This window comes from Streptomyces sp. NPDC005648 (assembly GCF_040605395.1).
Taxonomy (GTDB): domain Bacteria; phylum Actinomycetota; class Actinomycetes; order Streptomycetales; family Streptomycetaceae; genus Streptomyces.
The window spans coordinates 120,810-140,025 of sequence record NZ_JBEXCS010000013.1; the positions used below are offsets into that span (position 1 = coordinate 120,810).

Sequence of the window (19,216 nt, forward strand, 5' to 3'; positions counted from 1 at the left end):
GGCTTGCGTCGGCGGTACGGTCACGCGGGGTCGGACCCACAGAGCCGCTGTCGCTAGGAGTTCTCACCGGTGATACATGTCAGACGGGTCGCGGCCGTCGCCGTCGCCGCCCTCGCCGCCGCACTGATCCAGCCGCTCGCGGCCCACGCGGCCGCACCGCCCCCGCCGCCCTCCGACAAGAAGCTCGCCGCCGAGCCCGCCCGGCACGACGACACCCGGGAGCAGTTCTACTTCGTCATGCCGGACCGCTTCGCCGACGGCGACCCGTCCAACAACAGGGGCGGGCTGACCGGTTCGCGGCTCAGCACCGGGTACGACCCCACCGACAAGGGGTTCTACCAGGGCGGCGACCTCAAGGGCCTGACGAAGAGGCTCGACTACATCAGGGGACTGGGCACGACCGCCATCTGGATGGCGCCCATCTTCAAGAACCAGCCCGTGCAGGGGACGGGCAGCGCCGCCTCGGCCGGCTACCACGGGTACTGGATCACCGACTTCACCCAGGTCGACCCGCACTTCGGCACCAACGCCGACCTCAAGACCCTCATCTCCAAGGCACACGCCAAGGGCATGAAGGTCTTCTTCGACGTCATCACCAACCACACGGCCGACGTCGTCGACTACGAGGGCAAGTCCTACGACTACCTCTCCAAGGGCGCCTTCCCCTATCTGACCAAGGACGGGCGGCCCTTCGACGACGCCGACTACGCGGACGGCACCAGGAAGTTCCCGGCCGTCGGCACCGGTTCCTTCCCGCGCACGCCGACCGTCCCGGCCGCGAAGAAGGACATCAAGGTCCCGTCGTGGCTCAACGACCCCACGATGTACCACAACCGCGGTGACTCGACCTACGCCGGCGAGAACGCCACCTACGGCGACTTCTCCGGCCTCGACGACCTGTGGACCGAGCGTCCCGAGGTCGTCAGGGGCATGGAGAGGATCTACGAGCGCTGGGTGGGGGACTACGGCATCGACGGCTTCCGGATCGACACCGTGAAGCACGTGAACATGGAGTTCTGGACCCAGTGGGCGACCGCGCTCGACCGGTACGCGGCCGCGCACGGGCGGAAGGACTTCTTCATGTTCGGCGAGGTCTACTCCGCCGACACGTCCATCACCTCGCCGTACGTCACCCAGGGCCGGCTCGACGCCACCCTCGACTTCCCCTTCCAGGACGCGGCCCGCACCTACGCCTCCCAGGGCGGCAGCGCGCAGAGGCTGGCCTCGGTCTTCGGCGACGACTACAAGTACACGACCGACAAGGCCAACGCGTACGAGCAGGTCACCTTCACCGGCAACCACGACATGGGCCGCATCGGGTACTTCCTGAAGACGGACAACCCGAAGGCCACCGACGCGGAACTCCTCGCCAAGGACAGGCTCTCCAACGAGCTGATGTTCCTCAGCCGCGGCAACCCCGTCGTCTACTACGGCGACGAGCAGGGCTTCACCGGCTCCGGCGGCGACAAGGACGCCCGCCAGACCATGTTCGCCTCGAAGGTCGCCGACTACCTCGACGACGACGAGATCGGCACCGACCGGACCGCCGCGAGCGACTCCTACGACACGAGAGCGCCGCTCTACCAGCAGATCAGTGCTCTCAGCAAGCTGCGCGCGGCCAACCCCGCCCTGACGGACGGCGTCCAGACCCAGCGCTACGCGGCCGACGGCCCCGGCGTCTACGCCTTCTCCCGCACCGACGCGAGGACGGGCCAGGAGTACGTCGTCGCCTTCAACAACGCCGGTGAGGAGAAGACCGCGACCTTCGCCGTCGGCTCCCCGAACATGAAGTACACCGGGATCCACGGCACTTCGGCCACCGTCACCTCCGACGCCGACAGCAAGGTCACGGTCACCGTCCCCGCCCAGTCCGCGGTCGTCCTCAAGGCGGCCGGCCGGCTCGCCGCCCCGGCCACGGCACCGACGATCACCCTCAAGGCCCCCGACGCCGGCGCCACCGGCACGGTCGAGCTGTCGGCCGACGTGGCCGGCGGCCGCCTCGACCGGGTCGTCTTCGCCGCCCAGGTCGGTGACGGCAGCTGGCGCACGCTCGGCTCCGCCGACCACGCCCCGTACAAGGTCACCCAGACCGTCGGCAAGGACGTACCGGCCGGAACCGCCCTGCGCTACAAGGCGGTCGTCGTCGACACCGCGGGGCGGACGGCCTCCGCGACCGCCGCCTCCACCACCGGCACCCCGCCCGCCACCGAGATCCCCACCGCCTCCTCCCGCGACTACGCGATCGTCCACTACAAGCGCACCGACGGCGACTACGACAACTGGGGCCTGTACGCCTGGGGTGACCTCGCCGACGGCGAGGCGACGACCTGGCCCGCCGGCCACCCCTTCGCCGGCCGTGACGCCTACGGCGCCTTCGCCTACGTCAAGCTGAAGCCGGGCGCCTCGAACGTCGGGTTCCTGGTCATCGACAAGGACGGCGACAAGGACGTCTCCGCCGACCGCTCCATCGACGTCACCAAGACCGGTGAGGTGTGGATCGAGCAGGGCAAGGACACCGTCGAGACCACCCGCCCCGACTACCCGGCGCAGGACACCACCAAGGCCGTCATCCACTACCACCGCGCCGACGGGAACTACGACGGCTGGGGTCTGCACGTATGGACGGGCGCCGCGAACCCCACCGACTGGCCGAGCCCGCTGAAGCCGGTGCGGACCGACGCCTACGGCGCGGTCTTCGAGGTGCCGCTCACCGACGGCGCCACCAGCCTCAGTTACATCATCCACAAGGGCGACGAGAAGGATCTCCCCGCCGACCAGTCGCTGGACCTCAAGTCCGACGGCCACGAGGTGTGGCTGCTGAACGGCCAGGAGAAGTACCTGCTGCCCCAGCCCGCCGGTTCGGCGGCCGCCCTCGACCTGACCACCTCCAAGGCGATCTGGATCGACCGCGACACCGTCGCCTGGAACGGCTCCGACGCCGCCGCCTCCACCCAGCTGCTCTACTCCCACGACGGCTCGATCGCCGTGAAGGACGGGACGCTGACCAGTGACGACGAGCGCTGGCTGCGGCTCGCGAAGACCACCCTCACCGATACCCAGAAGGCCGAGTTCCCGTATCTGAAGGACTACACGGCCTGGTCCGTCGACCCGCGCGACCGGGACCGGGTGCGCGCGGCCCTCGACGGTCAGCTCGTCGCCTCCCAACGGGCCGCGAACGGAGCCGTGTTGGCGGCGACCGGTGTGCAGATCGCGGGAGTGCTCGACGACTTGTACGCGGGCGCGACCAAGGCCGAGCTGGGCCCGGCCTTCAGCAACGGCCGTCCCACACTGGCCGTGTGGGCGCCCACGGCGCAGTCCGTGCAGCTGGAACTCGACGGTTCGCTCAGGAAGATGCGCCGTGACGACACCACCGGTGTCTGGTCCGTGACCGGCCCCGCCTCCTGGAAGGGCAAGCAGTACCGGTACGTCGTGAAGGTCTGGGCGCCGAGCGTCCGGAAGATCGTCACCAACAAGGTCACCGACCCCTACTCGGTCGCCCTCACGGCCGACTCCGCCCGCAGCCTCCTCGTCGACCTGAACGACAAGTCCCTCGCGCCGAGCGGCTGGGCGGGCCTCGCCAAGCCCAGGGCCGTACCGCTGAGGGACGCCCAGATCCAGGAACTGCACGTCCGGGACTTCTCGGTCGCCGACCACACCGTGCCGGCCAGGGACCGGGGCACCTACCTGGCCTTCACCGACGAGAACAGCGACGGCTCGAAGCACCTGCGGGAACTGGCCAGGTCCGGGACCTCGTACGTGCATCTCCTGCCCGTCTTCGACTTCTCGACCGTCCCCGAGAAGAAGGCGGACCAGGCGAGCCCCGACTGCGATCCCGCCTCCTCCGCGGCCGACTCCGACCAGCAGCAGGCGTGCGTGGCGAGGACGGCGGCCAAGGACGCCTACAACTGGGGCTACGACCCGTACCACTTCACGGTCCCCGAGGGGTCGTACGCCACCGACCCGGACGGCACCGCGCGCACGGTCCAGTTCCGCAGGATGGTCCAGTCACTGAACCAGGACGGGCTCCGGGTCGTCATGGACGTCGTCTACAACCACACCTCGGCCGCCGGCGAGGCCCCCACCAGCGTCCTCGACCAGATCGTGCCCGGCTACTACCAGCGCCTGCTCGCGGACGGCTCGGTCGCCAGCAGCACCTGCTGCGCCAACACGGCCACCGAGAACGCCATGATGGGCAAGCTGGTCGTCGACTCGGTCGTCACCTGGGCCAGGGAGTACAAGGTCGACGGCTTCCGCTTCGACCTCATGGGCCACCAGCCGAAGGCGAACATCCTCGCCGTCCGCAAGGCCCTCGACGCGCTCACCCCGAAGAAGGACGGCGTCGACGGCAGGAAGATCATCATGTACGGCGAGGGCTGGAACTTCGGCGAGGTCGCCGACGACGCCCGCTTCGTGCAGGCCACGCAGAAGAACATGGCGGGGACCGGCATCGCGACCTTCTCCGACCGGGCGCGGGACGCGGTGCGCGGAGGCAGCCCCTTCGACTCCGACCCCGGCGTCCAGGGCTTCGCCTCGGGCCTCTACACCGATCCCAACTCCTCCACGGCGAACGGCACTCCGGCCGAGCAGAAGGCCCGGCTGCTGCACTACCAGGACCTGATCAAGGTCGGCCTGTCCGGCGACCTGAAGACCTTCGCCTTCACCGACACCGACGGCAAGGAGGTCACCGGCTCCGAGGTCGACTACAACGGTGCGCCCGCCGGATACGCCGACGCGCCGGGCGACGCCCTCGCCTACGCGGACGCGCACGACAACGAGTCCCTGTTCGACGCGCTGACGTACAAGCTGCCCGCCGGCACGAGCGCCTCCGACCGGGCCCGGATGCAGGTCCTGGCGATGGCGACGGCCACCCTCTCCCAGGGCCCGTCCCTCTCCCAGGCCGGCTCCGACCTGCTGCGTTCGAAGTCCCTGGACCGCAACTCCTACGACAGCGGCGACTGGTTCAACGCCGTCCACTGGAACTGCGCCGACGGCAACGGCTTCGGCCGGGGACTGCCCATGGCGGCCGACAACCAGTCCAAGTGGCCTTACGCCAAGCCCCTGTTGGGCACGGTGAAGGTGGGGTGCCCGCAGATCGAGGGCGCCTCGGCGGCCTACCGCGATCTGCTGAGAATCCGTACGACGGAGAAGGACTTCTCGCTCGGCACGGCCGGGCAGGTGCGGTCGGCGCTGTCGTTCCCGCTGTCCGGCAAGGACGAGACGCCCGGTGTGATCACCATGAAGCTGGGTGATCTGGTCGTCGTCTTCAACGCGACGCCGGCGCGCCAGGAACAGCGCGTCGGTTCCCTGGCCGGCACGGGCTACCGGCTGCACCCGGTGCAGGCCTCCGGCGCGGACCCCGTCGTCAGGTCCTCGTCGTACGACCGGACGACCGGAACCTTCGCCGTTCCGGGACGCACTGTGGCGGTATTCTCCCGGTCCTCCTGATACGGGCAGTAACTTGGTGGGGCGGAGCCGAACCCGGTTCCGCCCCACCGGCGTTGTCCAAGGGCTGACAGATGGACGTCAACGGCAAGCTGACCGACACGACCGTGCTGGTCGTCGACGACGTGGCCGCCAGCAGGTACGCGATGGGCACCGTGCTGCGCCGCGCCGGTCACCAGGTCGTGTCGGTGGCGAGCGGCGGCGAGGCACTGGTCGAACTCGACGTACGGCTGCGCAAGGGCTCCCTGCCCGACGTGGCCCTCGTCGATGTGCACCTGCCGGACATGAGCGGCTTCGAGCTGTGCCGCCGGCTCAAGGAGCGGCCGCACATGGCGAACCTGCCCGTCGTGCACTACTCGGCGCTGGTCACCCCGCCGGCCGAACGCTGCGAAGGGCTGATCGGGGGAGCCGAGGCCTATCTGACGGTGCCGGCCGAGCCCGAGGAGATCGAGGCGGCGGTGCGGGCCGCGGTGCGCGCCGCCCGGCTGCGGGCCGACGACCAGGCCCTCGTACGACGGCTGCAGCTGCTGTCGGAGACGATCGTCACCATCCAGTCGGCCCGCTCGCTGCAGGAACTCGTCGATGCCGCCGCCGACGGGGCCGCCCGCCTCCTCGGCTGTCCGGCCGCCGTGTTCGTGCTGGACCAGGACGACGAGCTGTATCGCGGGCTGTACCGGGCGCGCACCTCGCTCTCGCTGCCGGACGAGGGCGCGCACCGGGCGGTGGCCGCGCTGCTGCGGCGGCTGTCCCGGGGCCAGTCCGGTGTGCAGGTCACCACGGTGCCCGCGCCGCTGTGGCCGGCCGGGTTCTTCCGGCCCGGTGTGCAGCACGACGCCCGGCTGGCCCTGGTCCTCACCCAGGACGGGCGGGCCCCGGTGTGCCTGGCCACGCCCACCCGCGGGCTGCGCCGGGTCAGCCCCGAGGGCGAGGCGCTGCTCGCCCAGCTGGCGCAGGCCACCGCGCTGGCCGCCGAGCCGCTGCTGATGTACCAGGTCGAGCGGCATGTCGCGCTCACCCTCCAGCGCAGCTTCCTGCCCGAGCCGCACCGGCTGCCGGAACTGCCCGGTGTCGATCTCGCGGTGCGCTATGTGCCGGCGTCCCGGGAGACCGAGATCGGCGGCGACTTCTACGCGGCGCTGCGCCTCGCCGACGGGGTGCTGACCGCGGTCGGCGATGTCGTCGGGCACTCGCTGGACGCGGCCACGGTGATGGTCGAGATCCGGCACGCGCTGCGCGCCTACTGCGTGGAGGAGAGCGACCCGGCCGTGCTCGCCGAGCGTCTGGACCGGATGCTGCAGCGCTACCACCCCGAAGTCACGGCGACCGTCTGCCTGGTGCTGATCGACCCCGCCACCGGACGCACGCGCATCGCCAACGCCGGCCACATCCCGCCGCTGATCCTGCGGGACAGCGGGGACGCCGAGTACGTGAAGGCGGCGGGCCCGCTGATCGGTGTGGGGCTGCCGCATCCCCCGCCCACCGAGCTGTTCCTGGAGCCCGCCGACCGGCTCCTGATGGTCACCGACGGCCTGATCGAGACTCGCGGCATCGATCTGACGGCGTCGATGGAACAGCTCCAGGCGGCCGCCACCGGAGCCCTCCCCGGCCTGGACGCCCTCTGTGACACCCTCCTGTCGTCCTTCGGCCACAACCGCGAGGACGACATCGCGATGCTCGCCCTGCAGCTGAGGAATTAGGGTGGGCGCGTCGCCGCCGTAGAACAGGAGTGCCCCATGCCGCAGATCACCGTCGACCACTCGAAGCACCTCAGCTTCGACCGGGAGGCCTTCGCGCGGGACCTGCATGCCGCGGTCGTCGAGATCGCGGCCGCCAAGCCCGAGGGGTGCAAGACGCGGTTCCGGTCCGTCGAGGTCACCGCCGTCGGCTACGACGATCCGCTGGACCTCGGCCACGGCGTCGTGCACGTCACGCTCGCGCTGCTCGCCGGCCGCACCGACGAGACGAAGGCGAGGCTGACCGAGGCCGTCCTCGAACTGCTGAGGAAGCACATCGAGGACGACGGTTCCGGCGTGCTGCACGGCTCGGCCGAGGTGCGCGACCTCGACCCGTCGTACCGCACGTTCGAGCGCTGAGGACGCTCCTCAGGAAGCCAGGGCGATCAGCCGGCCGACCAGCTCCGCGAAGGGCCCGTCCGGCGGCTCGTCCTTGACCATACGGCGCAGCAGCGCGCCCATCTCCTCGTCGTAGGCGGCGCTCACCGCGGCCAGCGCGGCGAAGTCGTGCACCAGCTGGGTCTCCAGCTCGGCGCGCGGGATACGCCGGCCGTCCAGCCAGATCAGCGCGGTCGACTCGGCGAGCGAGATCCAGGAGCGGACGACCAGTTCCAGGCGCGCGGGCGGATCCTCGATGCCCAGGTGCGAAAGGATCTGGACATAGGCGGCCTGGCGTACGGAGTCGATGAGCGCGTTGGTCGCCGAGGAGCCGACGGCCGGGCCGCCGCGCATCAGCGCCGAGAAACCGGGGCCGTGGTCGTCGACGAAGTCGAAGAACCGGCGCATCACCCGCCGCAGCCGGACCCCGAGCGGACCCTCCTGCGGCTCCTCGAACCGGCCCGCCAGATCCTGCGCGGCACGCTTCAACGCGGCCTCGTACAGGCTGAGTTTGCCGGGGAAGTAGTGGTAGACCAGCGGCCGGGAGATCCCCGCGGCCGCCGCTATCTCGTCGATGGAGACGTCGTCGGGCGAGCGTTGGCTGAACAGTTCGAGGGCCACGCCGATCAACTGCTGTCGCCGCTCCTCGACTCCCATTCTGCGGCGTACCCCGGTTGTCATACGAACACCTTACCGATCGGATCCGGCCCGGAACGGACCGGTCCGCCCAACGGTGTTCACATGTCCAGCACGACCCGATCACTTCGCGCCCGCGAAACGCAGATCAGCATCGAGTCGGCCCGCTCGGCGTCCGTCAGCAACTCGTCCCGGTGCTCCACCTCCCCTTCCAGCACCCGCTGTTGACAGGTCCCGCAGAACCCCTGCTCGCAGGAGTACGGCGTGTCCGGCAGCTCGGCCCGCACGGCGGCCAGCACGCTGGAGTCGGCCGGCACGGTCAACACCCGCCCGCTGCGCCGGAGTTCGACCTCGAACGCGGTGCCCCGGGCGGTCCGGGGAGCGAACCGTTCGAGGTGCGCGGCCGGGAACCGCCGCGCCACCGCCGCCATCAGCCCCTCGGGGCCGCAGCAGTAGACGGCGGCCTGCTCCGGCACCTCCAGCGCGTCGAGATCCGGCGCTCCGACGGTCACGGTGACCCGCCCCCGGCCGAGCTTCTCCATCTCCTCGACGAACGGCATCGACTCCCGCGACCGCCCGCAGTACAGCAGCCGCCACTCCACCCCGTCCCCAAGGGCCCGCAGCATGGGGAGAATCGGGGTGATCCCGATCCCCCCGGCGACGAAGACGTACGACGGCGCGGCGACGAGCGGAAAACGGTTCCGGGGCTCCCGCACCTCCAGCTCCATCCCTTCCCGCACCCGCTCGTGCACCTCGCGTGAGCCGCCCCGCCCGTCCTCGACGAGCCGCGTGGCCACGGTGTACGACGACCGGTCCGCCGGGTCCCCGCACAGCGAGTACTGCCGTACGGCCCCCGACGGCAGCACCAGGTCGAGATGCGCGCCGGGCTCCCAGCGCGGCAACTCCCGCCCTTCCAGGCGTAGTTGTACGACCCCCTCGGCGACGGTCTCGTGCGAGGCGACCCGCAGCCGCAGCGCCCGTGACCGGGGCCGGCCCGAGGTCGGCGGGTCGAGCGCGGGCATCGGCCACAGCGGCGAGGCCCCCACCCGGCGCCGCAGCGCGCGCCGGGTCAGCAGGGCGGCCCCGGCGAGGACGGCGACGGTGAGCGGTCTCGGCATCAGGCCACCCCCCGCTCGGCGGCGAGCGCGGCGAGGGCCGCGGGGGAGGAGGCCAGATAGGCGACGGCCTGCTCGGTGGAGCACTCCTGGGAGGGGTGGTAGCCCCGGCTCAGATAGCGGGGAACGGACCGGAGCAGGTCCCCGGTCGCGGGCAGGGTGCCACGGCGCCCGGCGGCGTAGAACTTCCTGACGGAGGCCTTCCCGTCCACCAGCGTCGGGTCGTTCTCCATGAAGAAGCGCGCCCCGCGCTGCCACAGGAACACCAGGGCCGCGAACGCGGTGGCCCAGGTGCGCACCCGGCGCCGGTAGCCGCCGTCCACGTGCTGGAACAGGTCGAAGGCGACGGAGCGGTGCTCGACCTCCTCCGCGCCGTGCCAGCGCAGCAGGTCCAGCATGGTGGGGTCGGCGCCCCGGCGGTCCAGCTCTCCGGCGTTCAGCACCCAGTCGCCGAGGAAGGCGGTGTAGTGCTCGATCGCCGCGATGATCGCGACCCGCTCCAGCAGCCACCATCTGCGCGCCCTGCCGGGCGGCAGGGCCCGGTCGCCCAGCAGCTTCTCGAAGAACCAGTCGACCTGCGCGGTGTAGGGCGTCGGGTCGATGCCCAGCTCCCTCAGATGCGGCAGCACCTCGTCATGGGCCTGTGAGTGCATCGCCTCCTGCCCGATGAACCCGATCACGTCCTCGCGCAGCCGCTCGTCCCGGATCAGCGGCAGCACCTGCTTGTACACATGGACGAACCATCGCTCACCGGCCGGCAGCAGCATGTGCAGCACATTGATGGTGTGCGCGGCGAACGGGTCCCCGGGCACCCAGTGCAACGGAGTGCCCTCCCAGGAGAAGGACACCTTCCGGGCTTTGAGCGGAGGCTTGTTGGACATGGCGTCAATGTACTGATGGGTAGCCCGGAGGAGAAGCCCTCCGCGCGCCCTTGTTTACAGACTTGTCAGCAAGCTCTCCGCCGACGGCTCTCTTCTCCTATCGGAGGCCGCTGATCTCCCGCCCGCCCGCCAGGACGCCCTTGAGCTCGGCCCGCGACCCCTGCCCGGCCCGCGCCGCCAGCAGATTCCCCCGCGCGCTCGCCCGCACCCCACCGCTCGCCGCCACCGTGGACGTGCCCGGACCCCCCGCGGCCAGCAGATACCAGTGCCCCGCCGCCGACTTCCACAGCACCCCCGCCAGCACCGCGGGGTCCTTGCTGCCGCACTCCGGGCCGTTCTCGGACTTCGCCGCCACCGCCCCGTACGTCCCGCCCGGTGTGTGGAACTGCGCCAGCACGCGGGTCCCGCCGCCCCGCCAGGTCTCCGCCCGGGTGCACACCCAGTCCGCCGCCCCGCCCGCGTCCGGCAGCGGCTGTGTGGCGTACGCCCAGGCGTTGACATCCCGCACCCCCGCCGACCGCACCGAGGCCAGCGAGCAGGCGTACGGCGCCCAGTCGCGCAGCCCCCGCGCCGCTGAGGCGTTCCGCGTGGCGCCGGGACGGCCGACGGTCAGCTGGGCCGGGACCAGTTCGCCGAGGTCGGTCATCAGCCGTGTCCCCGTGGCGTCGGTCAGCTGCAGCACGTTCCAGGACAGACAGTCGCCCGTCTGTTCGGCCGGGCCGGCGAACGGCCCCGTGATCCCCTTGGTGAGGCCGAGATCCATCGCCCCGGCGTTCGGCTTGAGCAGATCCCGCTCTGCGGCCCCGGTGATCCAGGGCGCCGTCAGATAGCGGACGTTGCCGTCGGCCCGCCCCAGCACCACCGCGCTCGCCTCGGCCCGGTCCGCGCCGTCGACCCGCGCGAAGTCCAGCGCCGCGCCCTTGGTGTCGTCCTTCGGCTCGGCGTAGCGGACGACGCGCAGACCGTCGTAGAGGATCACGACCCGCGCGCTGTCGACATTGCCCGCGTACAGCAGCTGTGGTGGGCCCGACGGGCCGCCCGAGGGGGTGCCCGGGGTCGCCGAGACCCGGACGCTCTCGCCGGGTCGCGCCCAGACGGCGAGGGCGCGGCGCAACAGGGCCTTGTCGCCGGTGAGTTCACCGCGCGCCGGCCACACCGAGAAGTCGGTGCGCGCGGAGGACTCCCAGGCCGTGGGGTTCACCGTCGTCAGCCTGGCGGGGTCGAGGGCCGCCTCGGACGCGGGGTTCTGCGCGTACGCGGGCGCGGCGGCGCCGTCGGGTCCCCAGCCGTCGCCGGGCATCGCGACGAGCGCCCCGCACACCGCGAGCGCGGCGGCCGCGGCCAGCGCGGCCCTGGTGTGCTGTCTGCGCCGCATCAGATCGGTGGGCCGCGCCTGCAGCGAGCACGGATCGAACTCGGGTGATTCGAGGAGAGGGTGGTGCGAGGCCGGAACCGCGTCCGCCTCGCGGAGCGCCGCCGCCACCTCCTCCCCGTCGGTACAGCCCGCGGCGCCGAGGATCCTGCGGATGTCGCCGTCGGGGAGCTTCTCCAGGCCGCGCAGGACATAGACGGCGCGGGCCGGGCCCGACAGGGCGGACAGGCGCTGGTCCAGGGCGAGTTCGTCGGCGCCCCCGGAGCGGGGGAAGAGCCGCAGGCCCCACACCTGGGGGAGCAGCGGCGGGAGCTGGGAGCGCCTCGGGAACGCCGTGCGCCTCAGCGGCAGACCCGCTTCCAGGGCCGTCCGCAGGACCTGGAGGCGGACGAAGGCGTACCCCAGGTCGACGTCCCGGCCGGCCGACTGGGCCGGGATCACCGGCGCCGACGCCCGGCCCCTGGGCAGGGCGCGCTGGGTGAGGGAATGCGCGGTCACCACACGGCGGTTGCGGCCCAGGCTCGGCGGCAGCACCAGGTAGGCGAGCCGGACCAGCCGGGGGTAGTGCTCGACGAGCGCGGCCTCGGCCTGCTCGACGTCGACGACCTGGTCGGCGGGGGAGGCTGCGGGGCGCGGGCGCGGGGCGACATCCTGTGACTGCACGTTCAGCAGAACGAGCGAATCGTCGGATGGTCACCCCCACCCGGGCGAATCGATCCGCCGCTCAGACCTCCGGCTCGACCAGCGCCCGTGCGTAGTTCGCCATGGACCGCTGGTAGCGCGGCAGATGGGGGGCCAGGGCGCCCAGCACGAGGGAGAGGCCCTCACGGTCGCGGCCGAGGCTGGACAGGCACAGCGCGAGACATCCCCGTACCGCGTCGTCCAACTCGTCCGAGGGCGCGTCCAGTTCCGGCGTCAGCAGCTTGACGCCCTCCTCGGCCCGGCCGATGTTCCTGAGCGAGCTGGACAGCTGGATCTTCGCCCGCCTGCCCTTGTACTGGCTGACCTCGCTCAGCCCGCGCTCCAGCGCCTCCTCGTACAGCGGCACCGCCTTGTCCGAGTGGCCCGTGGAGTCCCATGCGCAGGCCCGCTCGAACGGCCCGAGCGGACTGCCTTCGGGCAGCTCCGCGGCGAGCGCGTCGATCACGGCACGGAACTCGTCCGCCCGTTCCTCCGGATAGTCGTCGAAGGTGGCCCACGCGTTGCTCACGCGATCTTCCCAGTCCTGGTTCACCGGCATACCCTCGCACACCCGTACCACCTCCACACACCGGATTTGAGCGCCTCGCGCCCCACAGCCGTATGCAAGGAAACGGGCCCTTGCGGCCCGGGCCAGAAACAGCGACCCGGAGGAACAGATGAGGTTGACCCGACCGATGCTCGCCGCGGCGGGCGCCGCGGCCGTCCTGGGGCTGGCGGGCTGTGGATCCGGAGACAGCGACGCCGCCGCCAAGATCCCGGTGACCGCCACCGGCACGCTGGAGAGCCTGGCGGCCCAGGTGAAGTGCAAGCCGGACATGCAGATCGACGCCGACGAGGTCCGCCAGGCCATCTGCAAGACCTCCGACGGCAAGTACGTCTTCGCCACCTTCGCCACCGACCGCGGCCAGCGGGAGTGGATCAACGACGCCAAGGACTACGGCGGTTTCTACCTCGTCGGCCGCAAGTGGGTCGCCGTCGGCGACGACAAGGTGGTCAAGAAGCTGCAGACCACTCTGGGCGGCGAGGAGGAGATCGGCACCGACCACAGCGCCCACACCGGCCACAGCGGCTGAACCTCGCGGTACCGAAGCGCAGACGAAGAGCGGGCGGTGGGAGATCCCACCGCCCGCTCCTTGGTCCCCTAGGGGGCCTGCGTCACTGGCACTTGCGGCCCGTGTTGATGCAGTTGGCGATGGTGGTCGCCAGGTTGTTCTTGAAGACCGCGATGAAGTCGTCGTGGTCCGTGGCCGGCTTGTGGAGCTGCTCCGGGAAGCCGTCCACCGCGTAGGCGTTCTTCACCTGGCCGTTCTGCAGGACCGGCGGGGCGATCTTGTACACCAGGCGCATCGTCAGCTGCGGGATCGCCTTGAAGCCGTTCTGGCAGTTGCCGGCGGCGTCCGCGAAGGCGACGTGCGTGCGGTGGTTGGCGCTGTCGATGTTCTTGCCGTCCCAGCAGGACTGGAAGGCGAAGGTACGCACCACGTTGCTGCCCTGCGGGCAGATCGGGTACTGCGTCGTCAGCTGGACCTTGTTCTCGAAGCCGGTGCAGGACCAGTGCGCGTTGGCGTTGGCCAGACCGTTGGTGGTGGTCTTGGCGTCACCGGTGATGATGCGCAGGAACTGCGGCATCGCGGTGACCTTGCTGGTGGGCGAGCCGACGTACTTGATCTGCGCCTGGATCGGCGTCAGGATCTTGCCGACGTTGCCCTCCTTGCCACCGCCGTCCGCGTTCTGGTCGAAGTCCTGCGTGCCGTTCTGGATACGCACGACCGGCCAGTAGTAGGCCGACAGGTCGCCCTGGTTCTGGCAGCTGGTCTGGTCGGCGATCAGCGTGTCGTTGGTCGCGAACGCGTTGACCTTCTGGTTGCCGACGTAGTCGTGCAGGTGGTGCGCGCCGTTGGTCACGCCGGGCGCCACGATCACGTTGTCGGTGTTGTGGTTCTTGTTCGCGTTCACACCGCACCGGGTGGTGAAGGTACCGGTGGAGGCGTTGCCGTTCTTCTGCGGCTTCGCGGCGACGTTCGCCTGGACCTTGGTGATGTCCACGAAGTCGGCCGCGACCGGGCCGTTGCCGGCCTGACCGCCGATGTTGGCCGGAGCGCTGGGCGCGGCCGAGGCCTGTCCGTTGCCCTGCTGCTGGCCGCCGTTGTTCTGCTGGCCACCGTTGTTCTGCTGGCCGCCGTTCTGACCGTTCTGACCGTTCTGGCCGTTCTGGTTGTTGCCACCACCGGCCGTGGTCTGGTTGGCGGTCTGCGTGGTGCAGGCGGCGAGGGCCTGCAGCGAGGCCGCGTCGACCTGGCCGCCCACCCGCTGGATGTCGATGCGGATCCGGTCGAGCGTCGCGGCCCGCTTCTCCTTCAGGGGGCCGACGATCGCGTTCTGTACGAAGTTCGCGTCGCCCGCCTGCGCCTGCCGGGTGGAGGCGAGCCGTGCGTAGGCCTCGGTGATCTGCTTGTCGAGGTTGGCAAGCTCCGTCGCCACGCCCTGCTGGGCCTTGGCCGGCACGTTCGTCAGCTTCTGCTGCACGTCGGGGCAGGCGATCGTGGCCACCGACGCGGCGGCGGCCTTGGTCTGGTTCTGTCCCGAGTTGTTCGACTCGTGCGCCGAGGCGTAGAAGTTCGCCCAGATCAGCCCGCCCCCACCGAGCGCTAGGGCCGCCGATGCGGCTATGGCCTTGGTGGCCAGTGGCGTACGGCGTTTCCGTGTGTTGCGTCCCATGGAACTCCTCTGACTTCCTTGCGGGCTTGGCGGGGCATCGAGGCGCCCGACAGGAGTGAAGCGGCTCCCACTCATACGGGTGGGGTCCCAGGGGTGTTCAGCCGCCCCACAAACAAATCAGAGGTTTACTCATCCATTAACACCCAACAGCCGCCTGAGCAGCGGAAGTTACAGAAAATCAGCAACCGCTTACCGGTCCTGGTCCAGATAGGCGAGGACGGCGAGAACGCGGCGATTGTCGTCGTCCGACACCTCCAGACCCAGTTTGGCGAAGATGTTGGAGGTGTGTTTGGCGATGGCCCGTTCCGTCACCACCAGCCGCTCCGCGATCGCCGCGTTGGACCGCCCCTGGGCCATCAGCTCCAGCACCTCCAGCTCACGCGGTGTGAGCCGCCCGAGCGGCCGGTCCGCCCCGCCCCGACGCGCCAGCAGCTGCTGGATCACCTGCGGATCCATGGCCGTACCACCGGCCGCGACCCTCCGTACGGCGTCCACGAACTGCTCCGCGTCGAACACCCGGTCCTTCAGCAGATATCCCACCCCGCCGCTCCCGTCGGCGAGCAGCTCACGCGCGTACAGCTGCTCCACGTGCTGGGACAGCACCAGCACCGGAAGCCCGGGCCGCGCCTCCCGCGCCCGGAGAGCGCACTGCAGCCCCTCGTCGGTGTGCGTGGGAGGCAGGCGTACGTCGACCACGGCGACGTCCGGCTCCGACTCGGCCAGGGCGCGGGCGAGCTCGGGGCCGGACTCCACGGCGGCGGCGATCTCGAAGCCGTAGGCCTCCAGAAGCCGGACCAGCCCGTCGCGCAGCAGGAAGAGGTCTTCGGCTAGGACAACGCGCAAGGGATCTCCATGGTGACCATGGTGGGACCGCCCGCGGGTGAGCTGACGGCCAGGACGCCGTCGAATGTAGCGAGCCGCCGCTCCACCCCGGCCAGCCCCGAACCGGCCCCGACCGCCGCACCGCCCTTGCCGTCGTCGGTGACGGTGATCCGCAGCCGCCCCTCGTCGTGGTGCAGGTCGATCCAGATCCGCTGGGCGTCCGCGTGCTTGACGGCGTTGGTGAGCACCTCACTGACGGCGAAGTAGGCGGCCGACTCGACCGGCGCGTCCGCCCGCCCGGCGGGCTCCACCGTCACCTCGGCCGGAACGGGCAGCCGAAGCGCCAACGCCCGTACCGCGTCGCCCAGTCCACGCTCGGCGAGCACCGGCGGATGAATCCCGCGCACCAGCTCCCGCAGCTCGCCGAGCGCGTCCGCGGAGGACTGCCGGGCCCGCGCGAGCAGCTGCTTCGCCTGCGCCGGGTCCTTGTCCATGAGCATCTCGACGGTGCCGAGATCCATCCCCATCGCCACCAGCCGCGCCTGCGCCCCGTCGTGCAGGTCCCGCTCGATACGCCGCAGTTCGGCGGCGGAGGTGTCCACGGCGTCCCGCCGGGTCTCGGTGAGCACCCGCACCCGCTCGGCCAACTCGCCCTGGTTCGCGCCGAGTACGGCCTTGGTGAGCCGGAAGTGGGCGGACAGCAGGGACGGGGTGTACCGGTAGGCGAAGAGGAGGAGTACCCCGGCCAGCGCGCCGGCGCCGATGGCCGAGGCCTGATCGGTGACGTGCACGAAGCCGTACCAGTAGCCCCCGTACGCGGAGAGGGGCCGCCACAGGCCCACGGCGACGGCGAGGCCCTCCAGCGCGTAGAGGACCAGCGCCGCCGGCAGCAGCGCGGTGACGAACCCCGCGGTCATGTCCACCTGCAGCCACCGCAGATCCCGCGAGGTCGCCGGGTCACGCAGCAGGGCGTAGGTCCGCGCCCAGGCGTTGCCGCCCTCCGGAACGGGCCGGTACGCCGAGGGAATCCGCACCCCGCACCACTCGGCGGCGACGACCCGGCGCCAGTCGGCGAACGCACGGACTCCCCTGAGCACCGGGGGAGTGGTGTACGCCCCGATCCCGACCGGTATGAGCGCCATCGACACCAGAGCCAGTGTGAACCCGAGCACGGCCCCCGGAAGACTCACCAGAGCGAGCAACAGCCCCCGCCCCGCGGCAAGTCCGACACCCCGAGCCCTCGAAAAAGTCTCCATGCGGCAAGTCTGTCCGAGCGGAAACACGGGGTCACTGGGGCCGGACCCCCGGAACGGGGTGGTGCTGGATACACCGTCGGCGCAAGGGCTTCACCTCCGAGGGGAGCGGGGCCCTGTCACCCCAGGACCTTCGCCTCCAGCGCCGGATCGAGCCCCACCGCCGGCCGCCCCTCCTTCAACGGCACCACACCACCGACCCCTTGCAGCCACCCCCAGGTGTCGGCGACCGTCTCCTCCACGGGCCGGCAGACAAGGCCCGTGGCCAGCGCCCGCGACACGTCTCCGGAGTGCACGGCGTCGTACATGTCCGTCCCCGGCGGAGTCCACACCGGCAGCTGGGTCCACGGCTCGATCCCGGCCTTCAGAATCAACTCCGGCTCGGTCCAACGGAGTTCGGCCCGACCCCCGGTGACCTCCGCACACGCCTCCAGCAGCGCGCCCATGGTCGTGTGCCCCGGCCCGCTGACCAGGTTGTACGGCCCGCCCAGGCCCCGCTCGGCCGCCCCCAGGATCCACTCCGCCAGGTCCCGCACATCGACCAGCTGCAACGGCAGGTCCCGCGGCCCCGGAGCGAGCACGGGCCCACCCCGGGCGATCCGCCCGAGCCACCACGGCAGCCGCCCCACGTTCTCGTACGGCCCGAGGATCAGCCCGGCCCGTACGAGAACGGAGTCCTCGGCACCGAACGCGTCCACGGCGGCCATCTCACCGCCCCGTTTGTCCCGCGCGTAGTCCGTGAGGCCGGCGTCCGGCCGCGCGCCCTCGACCAGCGGCGCCCCTTCGTCATGCCCCGCCGGTGAGGGCCACGCGTACACCGACCGGCTGGACACATACACATACCGCCCGGCGCGGCCCCGCAGCAGCCGCGCCGACTCCTGGACGGCCCGGGGCGCCGCCGACCAGGTGTCGACGACGACGTCCCACTCGGCGTCGGCCCCGGCGAGGGCGGCGAGCCCGTCGGGCGCGAGGCGGTCGCCCCGCAGCGCCCGTACGCCCGCCGGAGGCGACTGCCGTCCCCGGTTGAGGACGGTCACCTCCCAGCCACGTCCGAGGGCCGCCTCGACGACGGCCCGTCCCGCGAACTCCGTACCACCCAGCACCAGAAGTCTCATGCCGGTGACTGTGCCCGGTTCGCCCACGGGACGGAACGCCTGTCTGCCGACGGCAGAGGAGAGCCGAAGCTCAGCCGGTCAACGGCCGGTCGGCGGCGTGTACTTGTAGCCGACCCGCCGCACCGTCTGGATCACGCCCCGGTGCTCGGCGCCCAGCTTGCGGCGCAGCCGGGCGATGTGGACGTCGACCGTGCGGCCGTCGCCGACATGGCCGTACCCCCACACCGTGGTGACCAGCTGGTCGCGGGTGTGCACCCGGTGCGGGTGGGCGACGAGATGGGCGAGCAGCTCGAACTCCAGGTAGGTGAGGTCGAGTTCGCGGCCGTTCACATCGGCGGTGCGCTGCACGGAGTCGATGCGGACGAGCGGGTCGCCGCCCTGGCCGGCGCCGGTGCGGACGTCGGTGTGGTCGGGCACCGCCACCGGCAGGAACGGCGGCTGCTGGTCGGCCGGGACGAGCACCAGATAGCCGATCATCGGGGGCTGGCCCGGCAGGGTGGGCAGGGTGTGCTGCGGGGCCGGCAGCCAGGTGGCGCCGGGCGGCAGGAAGTCCGCCACGTCGACGACCTCGTCCCGGTCGACGGCGCGCAGTCGGTGACGCACGGCCGGGGGCTGGGAGGGGGCAGTGGTGAGGGTGGCGGTGGAGAGAGAACGAGTGGTCGCCATGAGAGGTCAGCTCTTTCGCGCGAGGAGTTCGTCGGGGAGGACGGCGGCCGCGATTCGTGGTCGGGCGCGCCGAGGGACGTACGTCGTTTCGCGCTGGCCGAAGGCCGGGGTGTACGGCTTTAGAGGGCCGGCGCGTTCATCGCGCGACAACACACCCGGTCGAAGTCATGGTGCTGACGGGAAGGCCAGAACGGCTCGAGGTCATGGCGACCCGTCGCGGTGTGGTTCTGGAAGCTGGCCATGCGCCCATTGAAGCAGACCATGTCCCTCACGAGGAGCCCTCTCTCACTGCTCGGACACTTCCTTGGTATGAAAATGGCGTTGCGTACATCACCCCACCAGCGACGGGACCGAGCGCCGGGCAACGCCGAGAGGCGCCCGCC

14 protein-coding genes are annotated in these 19,216 nt (G+C 71.1%); 4 read left to right on the forward strand and 10 right to left on the reverse strand.

The features are described 5' to 3' along the window. Positions 1 to 69: 69 nt before the first annotated feature. The 3 genes from pulA (at position 70) to ABZT17_RS10640 (ending at position 7,535) form a co-directional block, all read left to right on the forward strand. A complete protein-coding gene (gene pulA / locus ABZT17_RS10630) occupies positions 70 to 5,445 on the forward strand; it encodes a pullulanase-type alpha-1,6-glucosidase (RefSeq protein WP_356346410.1) in 5,376 nt (1,791 codons plus the stop codon). 71 nt (positions 5,446 to 5,516) lie between these two features. Next, entirely contained in the window at positions 5,517 to 7,139 is a 1,623-nt protein-coding gene (locus ABZT17_RS10635) for a fused response regulator/phosphatase (protein WP_356346412.1), read from the forward strand. Between the two features lie 36 nt (positions 7,140 to 7,175). Beyond that, on the forward strand, positions 7,176 to 7,535 hold the full coding sequence (locus ABZT17_RS10640; protein ID WP_356346414.1) for an isomerase: 360 nt from the start codon (positions 7,176 to 7,178) through the stop codon (positions 7,533 to 7,535). Positions 7,536 to 7,544: 9 nt separating this feature from the next. Here ABZT17_RS10640 and ABZT17_RS10645 read toward each other — a convergent pair whose 3' ends face one another. From ABZT17_RS10645 to ABZT17_RS10665, 5 genes are all read right to left on the reverse strand, one after another. Then, positions 7,545 to 8,234: a TetR/AcrR family transcriptional regulator gene (locus ABZT17_RS10645; RefSeq protein WP_356346416.1), complete on the reverse strand. Its 690-nt coding sequence runs from the start codon at positions 8,232 to 8,234 to the stop codon at positions 7,545 to 7,547. Between the two features lie 56 nt (positions 8,235 to 8,290). Further along, positions 8,291 to 9,307 carry a PDR/VanB family oxidoreductase gene (locus tag ABZT17_RS10650; protein WP_356346419.1) on the reverse strand — a complete coding sequence of 339 codons (1,017 nt, stop codon included), beginning with the start codon at positions 9,305 to 9,307 and terminating at the stop codon, positions 8,291 to 8,293. Next, positions 9,307 to 10,185, reverse strand: a complete 879-nt coding sequence (locus tag ABZT17_RS10655; protein ID WP_356346423.1) for a metal-dependent hydrolase — start codon at positions 10,183 to 10,185, stop codon at positions 9,307 to 9,309. The genes ABZT17_RS10650 and ABZT17_RS10655 overlap by 1 nt, the downstream gene beginning before the upstream one ends. 97 nt (positions 10,186 to 10,282) lie before the next feature. Next, a complete protein-coding gene (locus tag ABZT17_RS10660; RefSeq protein WP_356346425.1) occupies positions 10,283 to 12,220 on the reverse strand; it encodes a hypothetical protein in 1,938 nt (645 codons plus the stop codon). A gap of 61 nt (positions 12,221 to 12,281) precedes the next feature. Then, a complete protein-coding gene (locus ABZT17_RS10665) occupies positions 12,282 to 12,797 on the reverse strand; it encodes a tetratricopeptide repeat protein (protein WP_356346428.1) in 516 nt (171 codons plus the stop codon). A gap of 118 nt (positions 12,798 to 12,915) precedes the next feature. Between ABZT17_RS10665 and ABZT17_RS10670 the strand changes: the two genes are divergently transcribed. Beyond that, positions 12,916 to 13,332 carry a hypothetical protein gene (locus ABZT17_RS10670; protein ID WP_356346431.1) on the forward strand — a complete coding sequence of 139 codons (417 nt, stop codon included), beginning with the start codon at positions 12,916 to 12,918 and terminating at the stop codon, positions 13,330 to 13,332. An 82-nt stretch (positions 13,333 to 13,414) separates the two neighbouring features. On the opposite strand, the gene ABZT17_RS10675 is transcribed toward ABZT17_RS10670, so the two are convergent. The 5 genes from ABZT17_RS10675 to ABZT17_RS10695 all read right to left on the reverse strand — a co-directional run bounded on the left by ABZT17_RS10675 (position 13,415) and on the right by ABZT17_RS10695 (position 18,833). After that, positions 13,415 to 14,977: a DUF1996 domain-containing protein gene (locus ABZT17_RS10675; RefSeq protein WP_356346434.1), complete on the reverse strand. Its 1,563-nt coding sequence runs from the start codon at positions 14,975 to 14,977 to the stop codon at positions 13,415 to 13,417. Between the two features lie 189 nt (positions 14,978 to 15,166). After that, positions 15,167 to 15,820, reverse strand: a complete 654-nt coding sequence (locus ABZT17_RS10680; RefSeq protein WP_356346436.1) for a response regulator transcription factor — start codon at positions 15,818 to 15,820, stop codon at positions 15,167 to 15,169. After that, positions 15,805 to 17,055 carry a histidine kinase gene (locus tag ABZT17_RS10685; RefSeq protein ID WP_356346439.1) on the reverse strand — a complete coding sequence of 417 codons (1,251 nt, stop codon included), beginning with the start codon at positions 17,053 to 17,055 and terminating at the stop codon, positions 15,805 to 15,807. Before ABZT17_RS10685 ends, ABZT17_RS10680 begins: the two co-directional genes overlap by 16 nt. A 116-nt stretch (positions 17,056 to 17,171) precedes the next feature. Then, positions 17,172 to 18,167 (reverse strand): NAD-dependent epimerase/dehydratase family protein, encoded by a 996-nt coding sequence (locus tag ABZT17_RS10690; protein WP_356346441.1) that lies wholly within the window; start codon positions 18,165 to 18,167, stop codon positions 17,172 to 17,174. Between the two features lie 78 nt (positions 18,168 to 18,245). After that, on the reverse strand, positions 18,246 to 18,833 hold the full coding sequence (locus ABZT17_RS10695; protein WP_356346444.1) for a winged helix-turn-helix domain-containing protein: 588 nt from the start codon (positions 18,831 to 18,833) through the stop codon (positions 18,246 to 18,248). Between the last annotated feature and the right edge of the window lie 383 nt (positions 18,834 to 19,216).